Raw genomic sequence first — 22,635 nt, 5'->3', positions numbered from 1 at the left:
TCACTCCTTGTCCATTTATAGTTCTGAGCCGTGTTCAATCTCTTCAATCGTTTCAAGAGACAAATCTTTGGCATCATTTTTAGCTTTGTGGAAGACCATATATAAAATGGTACAAACGATTGGGATACAGCCTGCTAAGAAGTACATTTGTTGGAATGACATAAAGTTACGTAATTCACCTAAAACGTACGGACCAACCCCTAATCCAAGGTCTAAACCGATGAAATAAGTCGATAAAGCAATCCCGATACGGTGAGGACTTGGGCTTTCTTGAAGACAAACCGCTTGGCCATTTGACATGAAGGTACCATAACCTAAGCCAATTAACCCACCTGAAACTAATAACATCCAACCAGACGTAGTCATACTTAATAAGAATAAGCCTAGTGTTAAGAAAATGTAGCTCGGATACATGACGTAGCGTTCACCTTTGACATCGAAAATCCGACCTGTCGATGGACGTGTTAAGGTAATCACGACCGCATAGACGATAAAGAAGAAGGTGCTGACGTCAACTAAATCGATTACTTTGACATAAGAAGATAAGAAAGATAAGACACTTGAATAAGCAAGACCCATTAAAAAGGCGATAAATGTAATAAATAAAACTTTCTTTTCAACAAAACTATCAAAATTCCATTTAGATAAAGCTTCACGATGTTCAGGTGTTAACTCAATATTTTTCACTGGGAAAATGAAGCAAGCAATGGTTGTTAACAAAATTAAAATAATTGAAAAGTTAATAATGACATGGAAGTTGGAAACATTTAACAATAACATCCCAATAAATGGCCCAATGCCGGCTGCTAAACTAGTACTCAACCCATAATAATTGATCCCTTCCCCTTTTTTGTTTTTAGGGATATAGGCGGTAACAATTGCGTTGGTCGCTGTCGAAACGGTTCCGTAACCAAACCCATTTAAAAAACGGACCAGATAAAGAATGCCCATACTTGGCATATACATATACGCAACAGTCGTTAAAAGATAAAACAAAGCCCCATAACGTAAGACTTGTTTACGCCCAATCAGTTCAAGGAGTTTCCCCATGAAAAGTCGTGCAAGCAATGTCCCGATGATGTAAATTCCTGAGGCCAAACCCGCTTGACCTAAAGTAGCGTGTAAGCTATCTTGCGCAATCACCGCAATAATAACCATTAATAAATAATAAACAAGATAGACAATGAAATTAATCACTGTAATACTGATAAAGCCTTTATTCAAAAGCTTTGTTGGTGTTTGTTCTGTCATAATTCTTTGAATTCCTCTCTCTTTTGTTCTGTTTATTTTGTGTTGCTATTTTTCAATAAAAGACCGCTATCCCCTCACTTTGATGACTTATCAAAAAATTTTCTGAAATTCATTTGCAGTTATTACTATACGAGATATCCGTTACAAAAAAATGTAAATTTGTGAATGATAAACGTTATCTACAAATAACTTCAACAAATGTTGTTGATTTTTGTTGAAAAGCCAAAATGACTAATGATTTTAATTAAAATAAGCTCTTGGCTAATTGCTCAAAATTTACTTTTCATACGAAACTTCCTCATACATAGAAAAAGAAAAATAGGGCATAAGCCGAAACGACTTATGCCCTATTTTTTTAAACTTTCTCTATTTTCGTCCTAAAATCCATGAAACGATGGCAACTAAAATCACTGCCCCGATAATCGATGGCACAATAGCCATCCCAGCTAAGCTTGGTCCCCATGTGCCTAAAATGGCTTGACCAATTGTTGAACCAACTAACCCTGCAATGATATTGGCAATAATACCCATCGATGATCCTTTTTTAGTAATTGCTCCAGCGATTGCCCCAATGACACCACCGACAATTAATGCCCAAATAAAGCCCATGATTGTTTCCTCCCTTTAACTGTTTATTCTACACGTGGTTCCATATTTTCTTTGACTTGTTCTGTTCCTTTATTCACAGCTTTTTTTGCTTTTTCTGTTTGTTCAGAAGCAAATTCACCGGTACTTTTGGCAGCGCCTGTGACTTTATCTTGAACCGTTTCGCTATCTTCTTCGTATTCTTCTTTTGATTTGATATCGACTACGTTAACATTCACTTCAATCACATCTAAGTGGGTCATTTTTTTCACTTCACGGCTGATTAATTCTTTCATTTTTTCGTAAATGTCTTGAATATCTTTGCCGTATTCTACTACGATATCCATATCAACAGCGACTTGTTTTTTACCAACTTCGGTATCAATACCCGCTGTGACGTTATCTGTGTTTACTAATTTTTCAGCAATATTTGAGAAAAAGCCGCCATCGACTGTTAATAGACCATCGACATTTTCTAAGGCTAAACCGATAATTTTTTGAACGACTTTATCTTCAAATGTTAATTCACCTTTGATTGCATGATCTTCTGGTGTGTGTGGTCCGTTTCCTGCTGGTTTTGGTACATTATTGAATTTTTCGTTACTCATGGTTCATTCCTCCTAGTTTCTTCTATTATTGCTTTATTTTTAATAAAATAATAACCAATTATTGAACACGAGGTGCCGTGTTTTCTTTGACTTTTGTCTTGCCTTTAGTTACCGCATGTTTGGCTTTGTTGGTTTGTTTTGACATAAAACTACCTGTCGCTTCAGCGGCGTTGCCAAGTTTATCTTGGACCGTTTCACTTTCTTCTTGGTACTCTGCTTGTGTTTTGATATCTACTACGTTGACATTGACTTCGATTACTTCCAAGTGAGTCATTTGTTGGACTTCGCGAGTAATAACCTCTTTCATTTGATCATAAATGGTCTCGATATCTTTCCCGTATTCGGCTACAATGTCCATATCCACTGCGACTTGTTTTTTGCCGACCTCGGTGTGAATGCCTGTTGTAACATCTTCACTGTTAATCATTTTATCTCGTAAATTCGAGAAAAAACCGCCGTCCACAGTTAACAAACCGTCGACTTCTTCCAAAGCAATGCCAATAATTTTTTGGATTACTTTATCCTCAAACGTCAACTCACCTTTAACAATCGATACATTTGCATTTTCCATAGCCAAAACCTCCTATTTATGATGAAAATAATTTTTGACAATGCCTGTCTGTTCCAAATACAAACCTAGCCAAATACCTAGTCCTGTCAGGAGTACTACTAACAATGTTTTAAAGAAGCCGATTGACAGAAACAAGATTGCAAAAACCAAGCCGACTAGGCCACCAATTAACGGAACGGCATATTGTTTTATCCATTCAACCATTGTACATCCCTCCTACTCCACACGTGCTTGTGTTTGCTGTTGTTGTGGTCGTTTCATTGATTGAATATCTTCAAAATGAACATCAATCGTAATCTTGTGACCAGTTCCCACCAAACGAGCAAGCCGTTCTTCCATTGTTTTTGACCAAGCTTCTGTTTGTCCAATTAAATCTGCCGTTCGTTTCAGTGTGCCTTTAACATTGACCTTAATGCGCCGTTTTGTCGCCTTTACACGAATGGTTGGTGCTTCCAGAAAGTCACTGTCTTGCAAGCTAGAGCGTACAAATCCTTCGATGGCTTTACGGTGTAACACTAACTTTCCTTGCTCTTCTTTTAATTCAAACGTGCCTTTTCTTCTTGGGAATAAAAGAATGAATAAAAATAGAAAGAGCATAATTCCTAGTAAAACCAGCGCTACCCAAAAGATTGCTTGACGTGCGTACTCGTTGTCTTGCAAGAACCATTGGACATTATCTGGTGGTTGCCAAGCTGTATCGGCTGACCAAGTGGTGATGGCCACCGCGCCAAATAATGCCATTAAAATCAGTGAACCTAGAAGCAAAAGTATTTTAACAACTTTATTCACGGAACATCCCTCCTAAAGATTAATTGCTTCTCCACCAGTTACGCCATAAACTTGAGCCGTAACATAACTTGCATCATTGGACGCCAAGAAAACATAAACAGGGGCTAATTCAGCAGGCTGACCCGCACGTTCCAGTAAAGAATGTTGTCCAAATTCTGGCAACTCTTCAATTGGTTGTCCATGATCTAACTGTAACGGTGTCCAGATTGGTCCTGGAGCCACGCCATTTACCCGAATGCCTTTTGGTGCCAGTTGTTTTGCTAAACCAACGGTAAAGTTGGCAATTGATGCCTTCGTTGCTGCATAATCCAACAAATGCTCACTGGGATTAAAGGCTTGGACGGAAGTCGTTGTCACGATGCTACTTCCGGCAGGTAAGTGAGGCACTGCTGCTTTGACAATGCCAAACATCGCAATAATATTGACATGGAAAGTGTCTATCACTTGTTCCATTGGCAATTCTTCAATAGCGGCACAGGAAATTTGTTGAGCTGCATTTAAAACGAGGGTATCCAAGCCTCCTAATGCTTCATGAGCTTGTGCAACCAATTTTTCAGGTGCCTGTTTATCTCTTAAATCTGCTGGCAAAAGAACGACTTTTCGGCCAGCTTCTCGTATATAGTGCGCCACTTCTTCGGCGTCTTTTTCTTCACCTGGGAAAAAATGTAAGGCGATATCTGCGCCTTCGCGAGCAAAAGCAATCGCCGCCGCTCGTCCAATCCCAGAATCACCGCCTGTAATTAATACCCGACGATTTTCTAATTTGTGATTTCCGACATAGCTGTCTTCCCCACAATCTGGTTTAGGGACCATTTTGTCCTGTAATGCGGGAGTTTCTTGATCTTGTTGCGGAAATCCATCACTATAAAATAACTTTCTTGGGTCTTTTAAGTTTGGTTCTGTCATTAAATCTCCTCCCTTTCTACTATTACCTTAATACAATTTTTTCTTTTTGAAAAATATTTGAGCACATAAAATAAAAAAAATATTTTTAATACTCATTAAGCGAAATTTTTGGCAAAATTATCTAAAAGCTGATTTTATTTTTCAAAATAGCGTTTAATTGACCTTTTTTATCAACATTTGTTATTGACATATGATGTCCAATTCGCTTAAATAAGAAAGAAGCCCAACAGGCAAAAACAAAAATATTTAGAGATAATTGAGGAGTTACCGCCAATGAGAAATGTTTTACAAGACTACTTAGATGAACATTCCTTTCGAGTCGTTGTAAAAAAGAAGAAAAATTATTTAACTTATGAAGGACTGCAAGATCGTTATGCCTATATTTTAAAAAGTGGCATCATCAAAACTAGCGTTATTTCCAAAGACGGTCGTGAATTTAATTTACGTTATATCAACAATTTGGAAATTGTTTCATTGCTACGTGATGAATATTCAGAATTTATTGATGCACCTTTTAATATTCGCATCGAATCTCCACAAGCAGAACTTTACCAAATCGACCGTGTTCAATTTTGGCGGGATATCAATAATAGTAAAGACTTGCAAATGTATGTCAAAGAATACTATCGGGACCGTTTAATGCATTCCATGAAAAAGATGCAGCAAATGTTGATGAATGGCAAATTTGGGGCCGTTTGTACACAAATCTATGAAATGTACGATTCATTTGGCGTAGAAACAGAGGAAGGTATTTTAATTGATTTCGTGGTGACTAATGAAGAAATTGCACATTTTTGTGGGATAACTTCTGCTAGTAGCGTTAACCGGATGATGCAGCAACTAAAAGAGTTAGGGGCAATTGAACTACGTAACCGCAAAATTTTGATTAAAGATTTAGATATGATTAGAGATAACATTATTGTTTAACATCAGCACCCCCCGCAAGTTTGACCTTGCGGGGGGTGCTTTTTATTTTTCAGTGACAATATTCAATGGAAACTGACCTTTTTCTAAATTAAATGTCCGACCAGCCGTCAGCTGAAGCATTTCTTTTTTCATGCCTTCCGCCAAACGTACATCGCCAAAGCTTTCAATCATATCAATAACGGCGATTACTTCTTTATAATATCTCATTTTGCCAGTGTACAGATAATACGTAAGGTTTTTTAAGTAACGTAAGTTAAAATGAATATAGTAGATTTCAGCAGGAATCGTGGTAACACTCATTAGCGCTAAATATTCCCGGGCTTTCGCATAATTTTTCTTATAAAGTTGCGCTGTAATGATATTTAGGTAAAAACCATAGGCGACATTTAATGTTTGGGTATCACGTAATTCAGCATCTTTGACGGGAAACATCTGCTCAAGAATTTGAAGGACTTCGTTTTCAGAAAATAACGCCCCTGTATTAGTCACCATTTGATAATCGTAATATGTATAGTAGCTTTTGTTAGAGATAAGTGCGAGAATTACCATTCGATCAGTTTCATCAAATTCTGGAATTTCCTCCCAATCATTACTGAAAGTTAGCTTAATATCTGTATAAATAGACATCTCTACTGCGTTTTTTTGGGGATTGCGCTCTAATTGATAAAAGTAATGAATCAGGTTCTTTTTTTCACTTGTATTGTTCACTCCCATTTGACAACATTCAATTTGATGCATAATTTTAGATGAAGCCGTACTTCTTGTTTCAGAGACCATATGAAAAAATTCATTAAAGGTAATCCCAAGTGACTGTAATGCTGTCATTAAATCCTCGTAACTTAGCTTGGCTTCACCAATTTCTATTCTTCGATAGGTTTGTTTCCCTTTTTTTGGTAAAACATCTTTCTGAGCAATTTTTTTCTTTTTTCTAAAATACTTTAATGCCTCTAACACATCCATAATATGCTCCTTTCTATTAATAAGTTAATATTAAGTATTATTTTTTTATTAACTAAAATATAACATTTTATAAAAAAATTATTTTTACAAACTTTAACATTACCAAACAATCAAATAATATATTTGTTTGAATTATTTTTTCGCGCGTTATAATTGTTAGGCGTCAACAAATTTAAAAAAAATTTTCTAATTCGTTCTTGAAGAAACTAAGATATCTGTCTTATAATGAAATTCAATATAACTTAGAGCAGGAGGTGTCGCAATGTTTGGTTTCAATATTAGTTTATTTCTTATTACTCGGTTTCGTTAAACCCACTCTTCACTAACCATTGTACAATCAATTTCGTTGAATATCTATTTCATTTTTATTAAATAACATTTTTAATAAAAGTACATATCGTTTATTTTTAGATGTTTTATTTAATTATATGGAATATATTTATTTAAACAAATAAATTACATTTAATTAAATCAGAGGGAAACAGATTGTAGCAAGTGAAGAAAAAAATAGCTCTTGAGAGATATTTTCTCAAGAGCTGTTTTTCTATTTTATTTCAAAAGCGGTTTGCGTTGTGGGGTTATTACTTAATAAGGTGTTTTTATACAATAAATAGTACGCTGCTGCTGACCAACTAAAGTTTTTCGTACTTAGGCCCTTCCCTGTCAGTGGATCATAATTTTCATGAATAGGTCCTTCTCCCATCAATCCTTCGGCATGTAAGAAGAGTTTTTGTGTCATTTCTTTCGCTTCTTTTGTATAGTCATAGTTTTGAAGAGCTTCTACACCAAACAAGGCTTGATCAAGCCAAACTGGTCCCCGCCAATATTTCGTTGCAGCAAATTTTTCATTGTCTTTGGATGCTGTTGGGAATGGCATAAAGGTATTGAACATTTCTTGATTCATCATGTTTTTCTTAACTGCCGCCGCCTGTTCTTTGGTCGCTACTTTTGCCCAGAGCGGCAACCAGCCTTCTGTTCCTTTGCCACGATTGACTAACAATTTTGTTTTCGAGCCGTCTTCATTTATTTGTAAGTCATAGAAGAAGCCTGTTTTTTCATCAAACATATTTTCTTGAATATATTTTTTTAGTTTCTTCGCTTCTTTTTGATAGTTCTTATAGTCCTCTTTTTTGCCTAGTTCTTCTGCTATCGAAGCTAAATAGCCCTTTTCAGCGTAGAGATACGCATTCAAATCCACTGATTCTTGATTAATCGAATACCCCACTACTTTTCCTTTATTTTTATTTTCAAAAACTTTAACTCCCACGTCGCCTTTGCCCACACCTTCTTTGTCAAACCGTGCAGCGTTATCCATGCCACTTTCCCATGCGGCTGCTTCAATAACAGCATCATCGTCCACTTTAGGTTGGCCATTTTTATCTTTAATGATTTGATCCTTGTCGTCTTTTTGCCAGTGAGCATCACTGACCATGCTTCCATATTCTGCTATCCCATTTTTATTGTGGTCTCTGTTGGTATACCACCAATTATGATAAGCCACAAGTTTGGGATACATTTCTTTTAAAAATTCCTTATCTTTGGTTTCTTGATAAATATGCCAAACTGCCCATGCAGCCAATGGTGGTTTAGAATTTCGTTCATTCCAGTTGCCACCTTCACCACCACGCGCACTGTCTTGATTGTAAAAGACAGCATCAATGATCGCTCCTGCATCTTGTGGACGTACGGTATCATCTTTTTGAATTTGATAATCAAACAAGGCCCGCATATTATTTTTAGCTAACTCAGGATTAAAATCAGCCGTTGCTACATCCGCTTTCCACGAATCCCAAGCCCACATACCAATAAACCATTTATAAGACATGGACGGAACAATCCCGTCATGCTTAAAGGCACCTGCCGCACTTCGCCAATTGGTGTTAATCGTTTCAATCGATTTGACTAGCGCATTTTGATATTCAGGAAATTCTGCTGTTTTCTTTTGATCAAACGTTTTATCTAGATATCCTTGCCATCTTTGCTTGTTCTCTTTGAAATAGCGCGCCGCATTTTTGGTATATTCGGGTGCTTGTTGTTGTTCCTTTGCCTCTTCTTCTTTTGTAAAAGTATAGCTTTCTGTCGTATAGGTGTTGTACGTTTGTTTAGGCTTCAATTCAATTGGTTCAGCGGTTGCTGTATAATTCCGATTATCAATTTTTGTTGAAACTTTATCCGCATGATGAATCGTATATTTTGTGTCTTTCGTAGCAAAATAATTCCACGTTTCTCTGACTTCACCAAAATTCACTTGAATGTCATTGTCTTTAGCAGTTAAACGAGTGCCAATATCTAAGGTTTCCGTTCCCTCTTGAATTTTATCAAAGACCGCACCTGTCCAGCTTGCTTCAAGTGACAAGGGCTCTTCACCAGTGTTTTCAAGTGTCGTTTGGATAAGCGCCGTTCGATTGCTGACAAAAATTAAAGCTAAATGAATCGTTAGATCGTCTAATTCATAGATTTGCTCTAGGCGCCCAGGATAATAAGACAGGTCCATGCGATTGCTTTGGCTTAAATCATAGGTTTCTCCCGTTTTTTTATTTTTGACCGTTAATTTGTTTAAACTTGCCGCCAAGTTTACTGGATATTCTTCCGCAATAATCAATGGCCCCGCAAAACCACCCAGTAGCTCTTTATTGCTTTTTTCAGGTAAATAGTAGCCATGCCATGCACCTAAATCAGAAAAATTATTAAAATAATTGGTATCGTATACGCCATTCGTCCGTTCGGTTGGTGATGCACTCACATCTAAAACATTTGCAAATTCATCAACTTTTGTTCTTTCAACACTTGCTTGCACTTCCCCGCTTAACGCAAAACAGCTGACTACGGTGATTCCTAACGCTAACCAAGTAGACACCCGTTTCTTTTTTGATAAACCCTTCATAAAACCCCTCCTATAAAATGATAGCGCTTTATACACTGATTTATTATCAGCAAGGACTATGCCAAATGGAGTGTATCCCTTTTTATTATTGAAAGATTCAACTTTCTCTAGAAAAAAAGCGACCGTATCGAAGTGTATTGATCAAAAAATAACGAGTGTATCGATAGTGTATTTAGTTTATGCTTGATTCTGTTTTATTTTCGTAGCTTCCACAAATTTTTCAGTAATTTTTTGCGGTCGTGTAATAACAGATCCCACCACCACGCTATAAGCACCTAGCTCCAGGACACGTTGGACTTTTGCTGGCGTATCAATCATTCCTTCTGCAATGATTGGTGTAGTAAAATGCTTCTTTGCTTCTCTTAACAGTTCAAAATCATTTTGTTCAATCCGCTGATTTTCACTTTGCGGCGTATAGCCGACTAACGTTGTGCCAATATAATCAAAGCCTAACTCCGCAGCTTCAATCATCTCTTCCAGCGTGGAACAATCCGCCATCCATTCTTGGTTAGGATACTTTTCTTTTATTCTTTTGAAAAATGTGGCTAACGTTTCGCCATTTGGTCGTTTTGAATGGGTTGCATCGAGAGCGATAATTTCTGGCTGAACAGCCATTAATTCATCTACCTCACGCATAGTTGCGGTAATATATACTTCTGCGTCAGGATAATCTCGTTTAATAATCCCAATGATTGGTAAATCAACCTCTTTCCGGATCGCTCGAATGTCTACCACAGAATTTGCTCGAATACCTTTAGCCCCTCCTTGTTTAGCGGCCAAAGCCATCTTGGACATGATAAAAGAACTATGCAACGGTTCGTCTGCCAACGCTTGGCAAGAAACAATTAATGCCCCTTTGATTTCTTTATTCAACATTGATCCCTCCAATTTAAAAGCGATTACAAACACAGTATACCTACAACAGCTGAAATATGCCACTCTTCTAAATAAGAACAAACGTTTCACGTGAAACAAAAGAAAGCAAGCGGTTAAGGCTTGCTTTCTTTTGACTTATTTTTAATTTTTATGACCCTCTAAATAATCATACCCAAAATGTGCATACGCAAATGGCGTTGCAATTCGTCCTCGCGGTGTTCGTTTAATGAAACCTTTTTGAATAAGATAGGGTTCATACATATCTTCCACCGTTTCGGTTTCTTCACCGATGTTTACAGACAAGGTACTTAAACCAACCGGACCGCCACCGTATAAATCAATCATTGTTTTCAACAATTTTTGATCGACATAATCCAAGCCTTGATGGTCCACTTGCAGTAAGGTTAACGCTTTGTCTGCAATCGCTCGGTCGATTTTGCCATCTGATTGGACTTGGGCAAAATCACGGACACGTTTTAACAAACGGTTAGCAATTCGGGGGGTTCCTCTTGAGCGGCGCGCAATTTCAAAGGCACCTTCCTCAAAAATCTCCGTTTGAAAAATATCCGCGGAACGAAGAACGATTTCTTTTAAATCCTGCTCTTGATAATACTCCATGTGAGAAATAATCCCAAAACGATCTCGTAATGGCGCTGAAAGCATCCCTGCCCGTGTGGTAGCGCCCACTAAAGTAAAAGGCGGTAATGGAAAATGAACGGGATGTGCCGTGGTTCCTTGACCGACCATGATATCAATGTAAAAATCTTCCATTGCGGAATACAGCATTTCTTCCACAACTCGCGGCAAACGATGAATTTCATCGATAAATAACACATCACCAGGCTCTAATTCGTTCAAAATAGCGACTAAATCTCCCGCCCGTTCGATGGCTGGTCCACTTGTGGTACGAATGTTCACATTCATTTCATTGGCGATGACCATCGCCATTGTCGTTTTCCCTAAACCTGGCGGACCATAAAGAAGGGTATGATCCAACGCTTCATTCCGATTTTTCGCCGCTTCAATATAAATCGTTAGTTCTTGTTTTACTTTATCTTGACCAATATATTGTGCTAAAAATTGTGGACGTAACGATTTTTCAATTGAAGCTTCTGCTTCTTGACTTGCAGCTGAAAGCAACCGTTCTTCTTCTGTCATCGTTATTCCTCCTTAGCGTTTCATCATGAATTTTAACGCATTGCTCAAATAAACATCTGTCGTTGTCTCACCTAACGCTTCCAATTGCTTAGTGATACGCTTAATCTCTCGGTCACTGTAGCCTAGGGCACTTAATGCTTCTAACGCTTCTGCCAATGCTTGATTGCTTGTTGTCACCGCTTCGGTTGCGGTCATGGCAGCCACCGCTGCTTCGGAAGACTCTAATTCGCCTAGTTTTCCTTTTAAATCTAAAATCATTTGTTGGGCTGTTTTCTTGCCAACACCTGGGAACTTCGTTAAATATGTAACATCTTCCCCTTCAATTGCATTGATTAAACCACCATGATCAGCCACAGAAGCCATGATAGCTAAACCACTTTTAGGGCCAATTCCAGAGACACTGATTAATTTTAAGAACAATTGTTTTTCTTCTAAACTGCCAAAACCAAATAAAAGTTGTGCATCTTCCCGCACGACTTGGTGAAGATATAGTTTAATGTCCGTATCCATTTTTCCTGAATAGCGATACGGGTTATCGACTGAAATCTGATAGCCAATGCCATTTGTTTCAACGACAATATAGTATGGGCTAACAAACGTTACTTTTCCAATAATATATTCGTACATGTTGTCACCTTTCCAATTGCTGATTGCGTACATATGTTCCATTTTAACACAAAGCATCAAAAAGCCATAGCGAAGAATTTTTTATCATCGATCTTGGCTACATCTATTTGTTACTTTTCGCTCACTAGGGAATTAAAAAGTGCGTACTGTTTTTTTTGACATGCTTGCGTAATAATAGCGGTAGCTTCAAAAAAATAACCAAGAAGGAGACTACATACATGAAATTAAGTATCTTAGATCAATTAACGGTTCCTAAAAATCAATCAGCAAGCGACACATTACAAGAAGCCAAAGAGCTCGCTCAATTAGCGGAAAAACTTGGCTACACAAGAATTTGGTATGCCGAACATCACGGTTCAGATGCCTTTGCCAGTGCAACGCCAGAAATTTTAGTTGCACATATTGCTAGCGCCACCGAAAAAATTCGTGTTGGCGCGGGTGGCATCATGACCATGCATTATGCGCCATTTAAAGTCGCAGAAACGTTTAAAACGTTAGCAGCTTTATATCCTGATCGAATCGATTTAGGCATGGGCCGCTCGCCTGGTGGCAGCCCTTTAACTACGTTGGCGTTAAATAATGGTCAGCCACCACAGCTAGACCAATTTGATAAATTACCTGAAATTTTACTCTTTTTAAGAGAGGAATTTCCTGAAGATCATTTATATTCTAAAATTTCAGCTGTTCCGCGGGAAGTTCTATTACCACAACCTTGGTTACTAGGTGCTAGTAAAGAAAGCGCACGTTCAGCTGGTGAATATGGCATTAATTTTTCCTTTGCGCAGTTTATTCATGGACATTTGCCCAAAGAAGTATTGTCAGCATATTACAAGCATTTCCGACCAGTAACTGAACAACAAGAGCCGCAAGTGAGCGCTGCGTATTTCACTTTTGCCGCCGACACTAAAGAAGAAGCAGAATACCATGCGGCTAGTTTCGAGCATTATATCTTTGCCACCGAACATGGGCTTTCAAATAAATTTTTATCGCCAGAAGAAGCACTAGCTTTCCCTTACAGTGAAATGGACAAACTTGTTTTAGAACAAAATAAACAACGCTTTGTCATTGGCAGTAGCCAAGAAGTTGCGGAGTTTTTCCACCAACAAGAAGAACTAGGGTTGACAGAAGCAATGCTAATCACCCCAGGTTATGACAAACAAACGCGCTTTCAATCGTTTGAACGCCTAGCAAAAGAATTATTATAGAAAGGAAATGAGAAATGTTAGAGGTTTTAAAAAGAATTAATACGCTTGCACAAAAAGAGCGTGAACAAGGTTTAACATCTGAAGAACAAGCTCTTCGTGTCGATTTGCGACAAGAATATTTGCGGACCATTCGTGAACAATTCAATAAAACATTAATGGGCGTCACTATTTATGATCCTACTGGTGAAGATGTAACCCCAGAAAAATTAAAAGAAGAACAGCAGAAATATTTTGATTAAAAGAGACACAGAACAGTCGATTTGACTATTCTGTGTCTCTTTTTAACTACTCTTCTGTCACATATGTCCACTTATAATCATATTGTGCGCCAGCACCATGGGCAACGACGCCTTTCACTTCTTTACTGCGTAGATGGGCAGTCGCCTTTTGATAAAGTGGTGCTAAAGCGGTCTCTTCACCAATCAATAACTTCTCAGCCTTAACCATGTCTTCCCAACGTTTTTCAGGATCTGAAGCATCTCTTGTAGCTGAAGCCTCAATCAACTCATCGTAGGCTTTACTTGAAAAACGCCCGCGATTATAGTTATTACCAGTAACAAAAAGATCTAAGAAACTACTGGGATCTGCGTAATCCGCAGCCCAACCACCTAAGATTGTCTCAAAATCGCCGCGACTACCTCGATCAATTCGAACTGAAAACGGCACTGGGCTCACTGTTACATCAATGCCCTCTAAAGTATCCTTTAACGTACCTTGAATATATTCCGCTAACTTTTTCGTAGAATCGACATCATCGGCAACAATATCCATTTTGAGTGTTGTTATGCCCAATTCTTTCTTCGCTTTTGCCCAATATTCTTTTGCTTTTTCTGGGCTATATTCAACAATTTTTTTATTTTCATCAGCAAAATCTGTGTCATCTGTCGGCGAATACGACATCCCTTCTGGAATTAAGCCGGTAGCGACTACTGAGCCGTCGCCTAAAATTTTATCTACTAATGCGTTGCGATCAATCGCTGCTGAAATTGCTTTGCGTAAATTCACATTATTATACGGTGAATTTTTATCTCGCTGATTAAATTCCAAATAGCTGGTTCGTGCTTCTTTTTCGATAACCAATTCTGGATCCTTCGCCATTTGCTGGGCCAATTCGCCACTTAAAATAACATCGTCTGCTTGACCATCTTGGAATAAGTTCAAGGCAGTTGGTGCCTCCTTGACGACATCAAAATTGATTTTATCTAATTTGACATTGTCTTTATCCCAATAGTTTTCATTTTTTTCCAAAGTCCAATTGGTATCTGAGCCAGCCCCTTCAAAGTTAGCTAAGACAAACGGACCATTATAGACTGCTTTTTCACTGGAAGCAGCGTAATCTTTGCCATATTTCTCTACGGTTGCTTGATGTTGCGGGAAAAATAGTGGAAAGGCCAGTAAATAATCAAAATATGGTGTTGGTTTTGCCAGTTTAATTTCTAGCTCATAATCCCCGTTTGCTTTAATGCCTAATTCAGAAACTGGTTTCTTACCAGCTACAATATCTGCGCCGTTTTCAATCATTTCTAGAAAATAAGCATACTCAGCGCCAGTCTGAGGATCTGCTGTACGTTGCCAACTAAAAACATAATCGGCAGCTGTGACAGGATCACCATTGGACCATTTTGCTTCTTCTCTTAGTTTCACTGTGTACGTCAGACCATCATCACTGACTTGCACTTTTTCTTTAGCCCCTGCTGGTTGCGGCTTGCTTTTATCATCTAAACGATAAATTCCTTCATACGCATTATTCAGTGCCGTAAAACTAATTGTATCTGTTCCTAAAGATAAATCTGCAGAAGGCATTTCTTGTTGAACTACTACTTTAAATTCTTGTTTAGCGGCAGTTTTCTCTGATCCGCCCTTTGCTTTTTCGGCGCCAGCTCCCCCATCACCACCACAAGCAGCTAAAACTAACAGCGTTGTTAAACTTAACCCGATAAGTCCTTTTATACGTTTACTTTTCATGCCTTTCTCCCTTCACAGAAAAAACTCTTCATTTTTTAATTTTTAGAATATTCTTATAATACTAAAATTAAAAACAAATGGCAAGCATTAAAATAAAAAAAGAACCAATCCCGAAGGACGGTTCTTAAAAAATGACTAACTAGCTTTGTTACGTCGTTTATAAATATACCAGCCAGAAGAAGAAAGTCCAACGAACAGTAAACCATATAATGCAAGCGTTTCTGTTTCTGTACCCGTTTTAGGTAAAAAGCCGCCATACTTTTTCTTCTCTGTTACGGATGGATTGCTCTGTCTTGCTCCCGCTTGGTTTTGTTTATTGGTTGCTACTGGTGTTTCTGGTGTTGGTTTCGGGTCTGGTTTTGGATCTGGTTTTGGATCTGGTTTTGGATCTGGTTTTGGATCTGGTTTTGGATCTGGTTTTGGATCTGGTTTTGGATCTGGTTTCGGGTCTGGTTTTGGATCTGGTTTTGGATCTGGTTTTGGATCTGGTTTTGGATCTGGTTTTGGATCTGGTTTTGGATCTGGTTTTGGATCTGGTTTTGGATCTGGTTTTGGATCTGGTTTTGGATCTGGTTTTGGATCTGGTTTTGGATCTGGTTTTGGATCTGGTTTTGGATCTGGTTTTGGATCTGGTTTTGGCGTCTCTCCTCCACCGATTAACTCTTTGTAAGCTTCTTCCGAAATAGAAACAATTCGTTCGCCTGGGAATGGTTCTTTATATTGTGCTAAATCAATCGTCGTTGCTGCACGATACAACCGCAAGCTGGTTGCACTTTTCAAGTATTCAATTAAGACAGAATCTAGTGAAATCCCTTCTTCTCGTTCACCACCTAGCATATCGTAACCATCACCACCAGCAGCTAAGAAATCATTGGTAGCCATCCGGTATTGTTTCTTCTCATCCAATGGTTCAAACTTTTGTGTTTGCCGATTTTTAATTTCTATTCCTAATACGCGACTACCGACAATCGTTTGTCCTGTTTCATTGCCTTCGTCACTAGCCAAGCGAGTACCTGGTTTTGTGGAATCATAGTGGATACGAATGGAGCTTGAAACATGTAGGAAACCACCATTTGCGCCAAGTTTTGGTTGGCCAGCATCATCTAGTAAAATTGTGCCATTCTCATCTTTTTGTGGAATCGAACGAACAGACATTTCAAACATTTCTTTAACTTGGGCGCCGGTTACTTGAATTTGCGCAATGCTATTGCCAAAAGGTAACACAGCAATGACATCCCCAACTTTAATTGGCCCTTGTTTAATATCAGCGCGAATGCCGCCACCATTAGTTACTGCAAAATCAGCAGGTTGGCTAAACGCGTCTTGGCCATATGACATAATCGCATCACCAATCAAATTCCCTAAGTTGGTCTCTCGTGTGCGCACATTTTCTCGTTGTCCATCCAATGTGAATGGAATATAATCGACAATTACTTTTTCATTTTCAGCGTTAAAATTCGTACGTGCTTCATCAACGATGGCTTTAACTGCCGGGTTTTCTGGCAATTCTAGCAGCTCTGCTGCTGAAATCAATTTTGTTGTTTTCTTAGTTGGTTCACTCTCTGGTGCTGTGACGATCCCAACATTATTTAAATAATTACCTGTTTGAGCATAGATCACTTTGCCATAACGTTTGCCACTTTCGACGGCTGTATGCGAATGTCCATCAATCACAGTGATATCTAACTCAGGATATGTTTGACTAAGGGTTTCTGCTAGCGTATCACCACGCCAGATATGCGGCGTCGTTTCATCTACGCCTAAATGCCCAGTAACCACGAAAGCTTGAATATCCGCGTACTTCTCTTTAATTTCCTTAATCACTGCTTCTACTTCTGGAATCGGGTCTTTAAATGTCACCTTCTCTACGTTTTTCGGGTGTGTTTTCGTTGCTGTTTCTGGGGTCGTCACACCTACAATGGCAAACTTTTTCCCGGATTTTTCTACGATTGTATACGGATCAAAAACCCGTCCACTGCCATCTTTGTAATACGTATTACTAGATAAAATCGGAAAATTCAGTTGGTCTTTATAACCTAGTGCAATCTCTAAACCAAAATCAAACTCGTGATTTCCCACCGCCATGGCATCATAACCAACTTCATTCATTGCTTTGGCCATATCCGCGCCTTTGGAGAAATTGGAGATTGGTAATCCTTGGAAAACATCCCCTGCATCCACCATCAAGGTTGGGTTTTCTTGGTCTTTAAAGGTTTTTAGACGCGCCATACCTAATTCGCCTTTCCCTGCTTCTAGTCGGCCATGAACGTCATTTGTGTGCATAATGGTATATGCATTATCTAAATCAAAGCCCGCATTACGGACATCTTGTTTCGTAATAGCGGCGGCGTTTGGTGTACGTCCATCAGGAGAAGTCGGAATTTGAAGAGTGCCGTCATTCACTAATTCGATTGCTTTGGCACGCCATTTTTCATCAAAATTTGTCCCACTAATTGACCAATTTCGTTCGATTTCTTGTTCTGGATCAAGAGTTCCTTTTTTCTTAATATAATCAACAATCATTCCTCGTAAGGTTTCTGGATCAGAATTTTTAATAGGTTCCCCTACTTGAATCCCTTGGCTAGCTAAACCGCCGTAACGATAATTATTCATAGCAATCGTATATTCTTTGGCAGGATCCAGCGGTTGGCCGTCAATTTTCGCATCTACAATTCGTTCACCCACTGGTTTTGAAATGTCAATCTTGTAGTCCACTCCAGAAATCATGTCATAGTTATATACACGAATGTTTGGATTAAAACTAATGGTCAAATCATCTGGCTGTGTTTGGTTATAGTACGCCCCTTGTTTTTCTAAATACTTCAGTAAGTTTTCACCGTTAATGGGAACACTCACTAAGGTATTCGGGTATTTGTAGATATCAAAAATCGTGGCATAGGAAATCTTCCCCGCAGGTAATTTACTGTCGTATTTAAACAGCGCTGCCGCACTTAATTGTGCGCCCGTTACTTCTTTTTGAACGTTATTAATTAAAGAAATCATCGCTGTTGGTTGTAATTGTGCTTCGGGAATTCCTTTAATTTCTTGTTTTGGTAAAAAATCAGCTGTTGCTGTGCCGATCTCCTCCTGAATAAACGCTCGCGTTTTTTCATGGTATTCTTTTGTCGCTGCCTTAACTGCTTCATCTGCTGGAACATTCGTTGTTGGTACAATCGTTGCTGTACCTTCTTGCACTTCCCACTTATCGGCATTTTTAGCAACTGAAAGATCAATTTTGACAACTTCTGTCCCCGTATCTTTCGGTCCCCCTACCGGTACAGTTTTTCCATTCGGCGCTGCTCCTTGCTTGGTAAAAGAAAGGTGGTCATGACCCAGAATATACGCATCAATCCCCGCGACATTTTCAATTACTTGGTCGGCACTGGCAGCCGGATCACTATTTTGTTGTCCCGCATGAATCGAGGCAACAATAATGTCAGCCTGATCGTTAGCTTTCAACTCAGTAACTGCTTTTTCTGCTTCTTCTTTCAAAGGTAAAAAATTAAGCGAAGTAACACGAGGGCCATCCCACAAAGGAATGTGCGGAATTGTTAAGCCGATAATCCCAACTTTTAAATCTGGCTGCCCATCTTGATTAAAATCAAGTTCCTTCGTGGTAGTCCCTTCAACAAAACGAAGACCATCTTCCTTATTGTAGGTATTCGCAGACAAGATTGGAAAAGTGGCTTCTTGTTGAATTTTTTTGATTAACGGTAAACCAAAATTAAACTCATGATTTCCCAAAACCATTGCATCATACTTCATCACATTCATGGCGGTGATCATTGGATGGGTCTTTTCATTCACTAAAGGCGCTTTATTATACAAGTCATCTGTTAAAATAGTGCCTTGAATATTGTCGCCATTATCAATTAAAACGGTGCCTGCTGGGTTTTGTGCCCGGACTTGGTTGACGACTGTACTTACTTGGGACAAACCAACTGGTAATTCTTTATCATCTTCATAAGACCAATTCCATAATTGACCATGAACATCTGACGTACCTAAAATTGTTATTTTTTGCGGCGTGCTCGTTTCTTCTTTTTCAGCGGTTGACGTTTCTAAATTCGTCGTCTCTGTTGGTGCCGTGGTTTCTTGTGACTGCTTGACACTGTCACTCGTAGCCTGATTTGGTGCTTCTTGTTTGATGTCTGTTGTTTCCTGTGTGATGACTGGTTCTTGTTTTCTACTTGAATCGGTGGTACTTGTTACTGCTTCTGAACTTTGTTGACTCGTTGTTTCTACTGCATATGCCGTACTAGTAACGCTTGGCGCTATCAACGCAACAGCCATTAAAAAATGCATGCCCCACTTCACTTTTTTAAAGCTCAACTTTTTCACAAATTTCCTCCTTGTGTTTCAACCCATTTGCAACAAACAATTGTCAAAGTAACAAACAACAAAAAGAGCCTTCCCCCATCACGCTGCTCTTCTTTTCCTATCATAATATATCCGTTAAATAAAAAACAGTAAATTCCGTTAAAATAAGATGTTTTTCCTGTAAATTGTTTTTATTTTTGGACAATATAGCGGATTTGTTTGTGAAAAAAATAGTAATTTTGACCAAAACACGAACTTTATAAAAAAGAAAGTCTTTTTATATTGGAAAAGCGGAACAAAAACTATTTTTTTGAAAAAAATAACTAAAAATACCGAATAAACAGCATTGGTCTAGTCCTTGAATACCTCTAAACAAATATTAGCAGCAATTGGTCTAGTCTTTAAGGAGGAAAAAGAACGCTCTTTTGCTTAAGCAAAAGAGCGTTCTTTTTTATTTGAGGTTAATCCTTCATGTAAGGTAACTTTTTAGCATAGCCTTCTTTATTCACTTGACGTGCCCGGGCAATCGCCAAATCTTCTGAAGGGACATCTTCTGTGATGGTTGAACCAGCAGCAGTCACCGCATGATCACCAATCGTGACTGGCGCAACAATGTTCGTTGCAGAGCCAATAAACGCGTGATCACCCACGATTGTTTGGTGTTTATTTTTGCCATCATAATTAACAAAAACAACGCCGCAACCGACATTAATATCTTTGCCTAATGTTGCATCACCAACGTATGTTAAATGGCCCACTTTTGTGCCTTCATCGATTGTTGCATTTTTTACTTCCACGAAGTTACCAATGTGTACGTTTGCCCCCACATCTGCTTTAGGACGTAAATGTGCATACGGACCCACATCGGCCCCCTCGCGAACCACACTTTCTTCAATCACAGACTGTTTAACAACCACTTGATTGCCGATGTGACTATCAACGATTTCTGAATGTGCGCCAATCAAGCAATCTTCGCCAATCACTGTTTTTCCTTTGATAGTGACTCCCGCTTCAATGACTGTGTCTGAACCAATTACCACGCCTTCATCAATATACGTTGTGTCTGAATCAATAAATGTAACACCATTTCGCATATGCATCTCATTTAACCGACGATGCATAATTTTATTAGCAGTGGATAAAGCAACACGATCATTTACACCCATTGCTTCGTCAAAGTCTGCCATTTGGTAAGCTGCGACAGCTTTGCCTTCTTTTTTCAAAATTTCAATGATATCTGTTAAATAGTATTCCCCTTGTGTATTGTTTGTATCTGTTTTCGCTAACGCTTCAAACAATGATTCATTATCAAAACAGAAGGTTCCTGTATTAATTTCTTGAACACGTGCTTCTTCTTCACTGGCATCTTTTTGTTCCACGATTCGTTCAACAATGCCCACATGGTCACGAATAATTCGACCATAGCCTGTTGGGTCTTCCGCATGCGCTGTTAAAATAGTCGCACTTGCATTCTTACCTTGATGGTAATCGAATAAGTTTTTCAAGGTTTCCGCAGTTAATAACGGCGTATCCCCTGTAATAACTAATGTTGTTCCTTGTTTACCACCTAATAACTCTTGTGCTTGCATGACTGCATGCCCAGTTCCCAATTGTTCAGCTTGTAAGGCATATTGACTACGTTCGCCTAAATGGCTTTTAATCATTTCCGCCCCGTGTCCAACGATCGTCACGATTTCTGTTGGTTCTGTTTGTTCTACTTGATCTAAAATATGTTCGACCATTGGTTTACCAGCAACTGGATGCAATACTTTATAAAGTTTAGATTTCATGCGTGTTCCTTTACCAGCTGCTAAAATAATTGCGTATCTATTTTCCACGTTTGCCACCTCAAATTAACTAAATTGTTTGATTTTCTTCTAAATCGTCCTCATTATACCTTTTCTAGTTTATCTTACTCTTTTGTCTTTTTCAACAAAATAAGGCATTTAAAAGGTAGACCAATTTATTTTCTCATCTTTTTTTAAAGGAATAAAACAGAAAAAAAGAACCTGAAAATGGAATGGACCATTTTCAGGTTCTTTTTCAAATTATTTCTCTGTGAAATAGTTTCCTGGGACTACGCTAATCGTTTTTGTTTGTGTATCCACATCTTCCACGTACAATAGCGAAGTATAGTCATCGATTGCACGACGGCCATTGAATTTTGACTCAGCAAAAACGGTAATGCCCACAAGTTCTGCTTCAAATTCTTCAATCATACTCTTCATACCATTGACGGTGCCGCCGCCTTTCATGAAGTCATCCACGACTAAAACTTTTGATCCGCGTTTTAAGCTGCGTTTTGAAAGTTCCATTTTTTCGATACGTTCTGAAGACCCTGATACATAGTTCACGCTCACCGTTGAACCTTCAGTAATCTTAGAATCGCGACGAACAATCACAAACGGAACATTTAAGTAATAAGACACAGCTTGCGCAATTGGCACTCCTTTGGTCGCAACGGTCATTACCGCATCAATTTGTTTGCCTAAATATTTAGAAGCAATAATCCGGCCCACTTGTCTTAATAAATTCGGTTCCCCAAGTAAATCTGAAAGATAAACATAGCCCCCAGGTAATAAGCGATCTTGTTCTGACAAACGATCACATAAATCCATAATCAACTGCTCCGCTTCCTCATAAGGAATTTCAGGGATAAAGCGGACACCGCCTGCAGCGCCTGGAATCGTTTCTAAAATACCTGTTCCACGTTCTTTAAATGTTTTTTTAACAATTGCTAAATCTTCACTAATGGAAGACTTGGCAGATTGGTATCGGTCAGCAAAATATGTCAAAGAAACCAATGTATGGGGATGATCTAAAAGATATTGGGTCATATCGATTAATCGTTCACTTCTCCGAATTTTCAAATTCGTCACTCCTTTTCATTCTATCGTTCCTTATTATAAGGGGTTTAACCGAAAAATTCGAGGATTTTTTTCAAATAACTGAAAATAGTTCGCCATTTCTTAAAAAAAAAGAAATAAAGGAGAAAAACTTTCG

General features: G+C 38.6%; 19 protein-coding genes. 3 read left to right on the top strand and 16 right to left on the bottom strand.

Features of this window, described 5'->3' with window-relative positions:
• Positions 1-15: 15 nt before the first annotated feature.
• The 7 genes from IGL13_RS00355 to IGL13_RS00325 all read right to left on the bottom strand — a co-directional run bounded on the left by IGL13_RS00355 (position 16) and on the right by IGL13_RS00325 (position 4,710).
• Positions 16-1,251 (bottom strand): MFS transporter, encoded by a 1,236-nt coding sequence (locus tag IGL13_RS00355; RefSeq protein ID WP_002356101.1) that lies wholly within the window; start codon positions 1,249-1,251, stop codon positions 16-18.
• Positions 1,252-1,617: 366 nt separating this feature from the next.
• Positions 1,618-1,860 (bottom strand): GlsB/YeaQ/YmgE family stress response membrane protein, encoded by a 243-nt coding sequence (locus tag IGL13_RS00350; RefSeq protein WP_002356092.1) that lies wholly within the window; start codon positions 1,858-1,860, stop codon positions 1,618-1,620.
• A 23-nt stretch (positions 1,861-1,883) separates the two neighbouring features.
• On the bottom strand, positions 1,884-2,444 hold the full coding sequence (locus tag IGL13_RS00345) for an Asp23/Gls24 family envelope stress response protein (RefSeq protein ID WP_002356090.1): 561 nt from the start codon (positions 2,442-2,444) through the stop codon (positions 1,884-1,886).
• 58 nt (positions 2,445-2,502) lie between these two features.
• On the bottom strand, positions 2,503-3,015 hold the full coding sequence (locus IGL13_RS00340; protein ID WP_002383483.1) for an Asp23/Gls24 family envelope stress response protein: 513 nt from the start codon (positions 3,013-3,015) through the stop codon (positions 2,503-2,505).
• 12 nt (positions 3,016-3,027) lie between these two features.
• The gene (locus IGL13_RS00335; protein WP_002356087.1) at positions 3,028-3,219 is read right to left on the bottom strand and encodes a DUF2273 domain-containing protein; all 192 of its coding nucleotides are present in this window, start codon (positions 3,217-3,219) and stop codon (positions 3,028-3,030) included.
• A 12-nt stretch (positions 3,220-3,231) separates the two neighbouring features.
• Positions 3,232-3,804 (bottom strand): alkaline shock response membrane anchor protein AmaP, encoded by a 573-nt coding sequence (gene amaP, locus IGL13_RS00330; RefSeq protein ID WP_002381343.1) that lies wholly within the window; start codon positions 3,802-3,804, stop codon positions 3,232-3,234.
• 12 nt (positions 3,805-3,816) lie between these two features.
• Positions 3,817-4,710 carry an SDR family oxidoreductase gene (locus tag IGL13_RS00325; RefSeq protein ID WP_002356084.1) on the bottom strand — a complete coding sequence of 298 codons (894 nt, stop codon included), beginning with the start codon at positions 4,708-4,710 and terminating at the stop codon, positions 3,817-3,819.
• A 273-nt stretch (positions 4,711-4,983) separates the two neighbouring features.
• Here IGL13_RS00325 and IGL13_RS00320 point away from each other — a divergent pair, with 273 nt between their 5' ends.
• Positions 4,984-5,637: a Crp/Fnr family transcriptional regulator gene (locus IGL13_RS00320; protein WP_002356081.1), complete on the top strand. Its 654-nt coding sequence runs from the start codon at positions 4,984-4,986 to the stop codon at positions 5,635-5,637.
• A 42-nt stretch (positions 5,638-5,679) separates the two neighbouring features.
• On the opposite strand, the gene IGL13_RS00315 is transcribed toward IGL13_RS00320, so the two are convergent.
• The 5 genes from IGL13_RS00315 to ruvA all read right to left on the bottom strand — a co-directional run bounded on the left by IGL13_RS00315 (position 5,680) and on the right by ruvA (position 12,142).
• A complete protein-coding gene (locus IGL13_RS00315) occupies positions 5,680-6,597 on the bottom strand; it encodes a helix-turn-helix domain-containing protein (protein ID WP_002378693.1) in 918 nt (305 codons plus the stop codon).
• A gap of 544 nt (positions 6,598-7,141) precedes the next feature.
• Positions 7,142-9,481 carry an alpha-glucosidase gene (gene ygjK / locus IGL13_RS00310; protein WP_194180229.1) on the bottom strand — a complete coding sequence of 780 codons (2,340 nt, stop codon included), beginning with the start codon at positions 9,479-9,481 and terminating at the stop codon, positions 7,142-7,144.
• A 177-nt stretch (positions 9,482-9,658) separates the two neighbouring features.
• Entirely contained in the window at positions 9,659-10,357 is a 699-nt protein-coding gene (locus IGL13_RS00305; protein ID WP_002370615.1) for an N-acetylmannosamine-6-phosphate 2-epimerase, read from the bottom strand.
• A 141-nt stretch (positions 10,358-10,498) separates the two neighbouring features.
• Positions 10,499-11,515, bottom strand: coding sequence for a Holliday junction branch migration DNA helicase RuvB (gene ruvB / locus IGL13_RS00300; protein ID WP_002383488.1), 1,017 nt, complete (start codon positions 11,513-11,515; stop codon positions 10,499-10,501).
• Between the two features lie 12 nt (positions 11,516-11,527).
• Positions 11,528-12,142, bottom strand: coding sequence for a Holliday junction branch migration protein RuvA (gene ruvA, locus IGL13_RS00295; RefSeq protein ID WP_002359241.1), 615 nt, complete (start codon positions 12,140-12,142; stop codon positions 11,528-11,530).
• Between the two features lie 218 nt (positions 12,143-12,360).
• On the opposite strand from ruvA, the gene IGL13_RS00290 reads away from it, so the two are divergent.
• Both IGL13_RS00290 and IGL13_RS00285 read left to right on the top strand, forming a co-directional pair.
• Positions 12,361-13,347: an LLM class flavin-dependent oxidoreductase gene (locus tag IGL13_RS00290; protein WP_002378690.1), complete on the top strand. Its 987-nt coding sequence runs from the start codon at positions 12,361-12,363 to the stop codon at positions 13,345-13,347.
• A gap of 14 nt (positions 13,348-13,361) precedes the next feature.
• Positions 13,362-13,586 carry a DUF896 domain-containing protein gene (locus IGL13_RS00285; RefSeq protein ID WP_002356070.1) on the top strand — a complete coding sequence of 75 codons (225 nt, stop codon included), beginning with the start codon at positions 13,362-13,364 and terminating at the stop codon, positions 13,584-13,586.
• Between the two features lie 46 nt (positions 13,587-13,632).
• Here the strand turns inward: IGL13_RS00285 and IGL13_RS00280 are convergent, their stop codons facing one another.
• The 4 genes from IGL13_RS00280 to purR form a co-directional block, all read right to left on the bottom strand.
• Entirely contained in the window at positions 13,633-15,312 is a 1,680-nt protein-coding gene (locus IGL13_RS00280; RefSeq protein ID WP_002356069.1) for a peptide ABC transporter substrate-binding protein, read from the bottom strand.
• Between the two features lie 135 nt (positions 15,313-15,447).
• Positions 15,448-19,653 (bottom strand): 5'-nucleotidase C-terminal domain-containing protein, encoded by a 4,206-nt coding sequence (locus IGL13_RS00275; RefSeq protein WP_430604611.1) that lies wholly within the window; start codon positions 19,651-19,653, stop codon positions 15,448-15,450.
• A 440-nt stretch (positions 19,654-20,093) separates the two neighbouring features.
• Entirely contained in the window at positions 20,094-21,470 is a 1,377-nt protein-coding gene (glmU, locus tag IGL13_RS00270; RefSeq protein WP_010710071.1) for a bifunctional UDP-N-acetylglucosamine diphosphorylase/glucosamine-1-phosphate N-acetyltransferase GlmU, read from the bottom strand.
• Positions 21,471-21,680: 210 nt separating this feature from the next.
• A complete protein-coding gene (gene purR, locus IGL13_RS00265) occupies positions 21,681-22,502 on the bottom strand; it encodes a pur operon repressor (protein WP_002381336.1) in 822 nt (273 codons plus the stop codon).
• Positions 22,503-22,635: the final 133 nt, after the last annotated feature.

Origin of the sequence: Enterococcus sp. DIV1937 (assembly GCF_050535975.1) — a bacterium.
Taxonomy (GTDB): domain Bacteria; phylum Bacillota; class Bacilli; order Lactobacillales; family Enterococcaceae; genus Enterococcus; species Enterococcus faecalis.
Note: the sequence above shows the minus strand (reverse complement) of the source record. Positions and strands in the feature narration are given on the sequence as shown.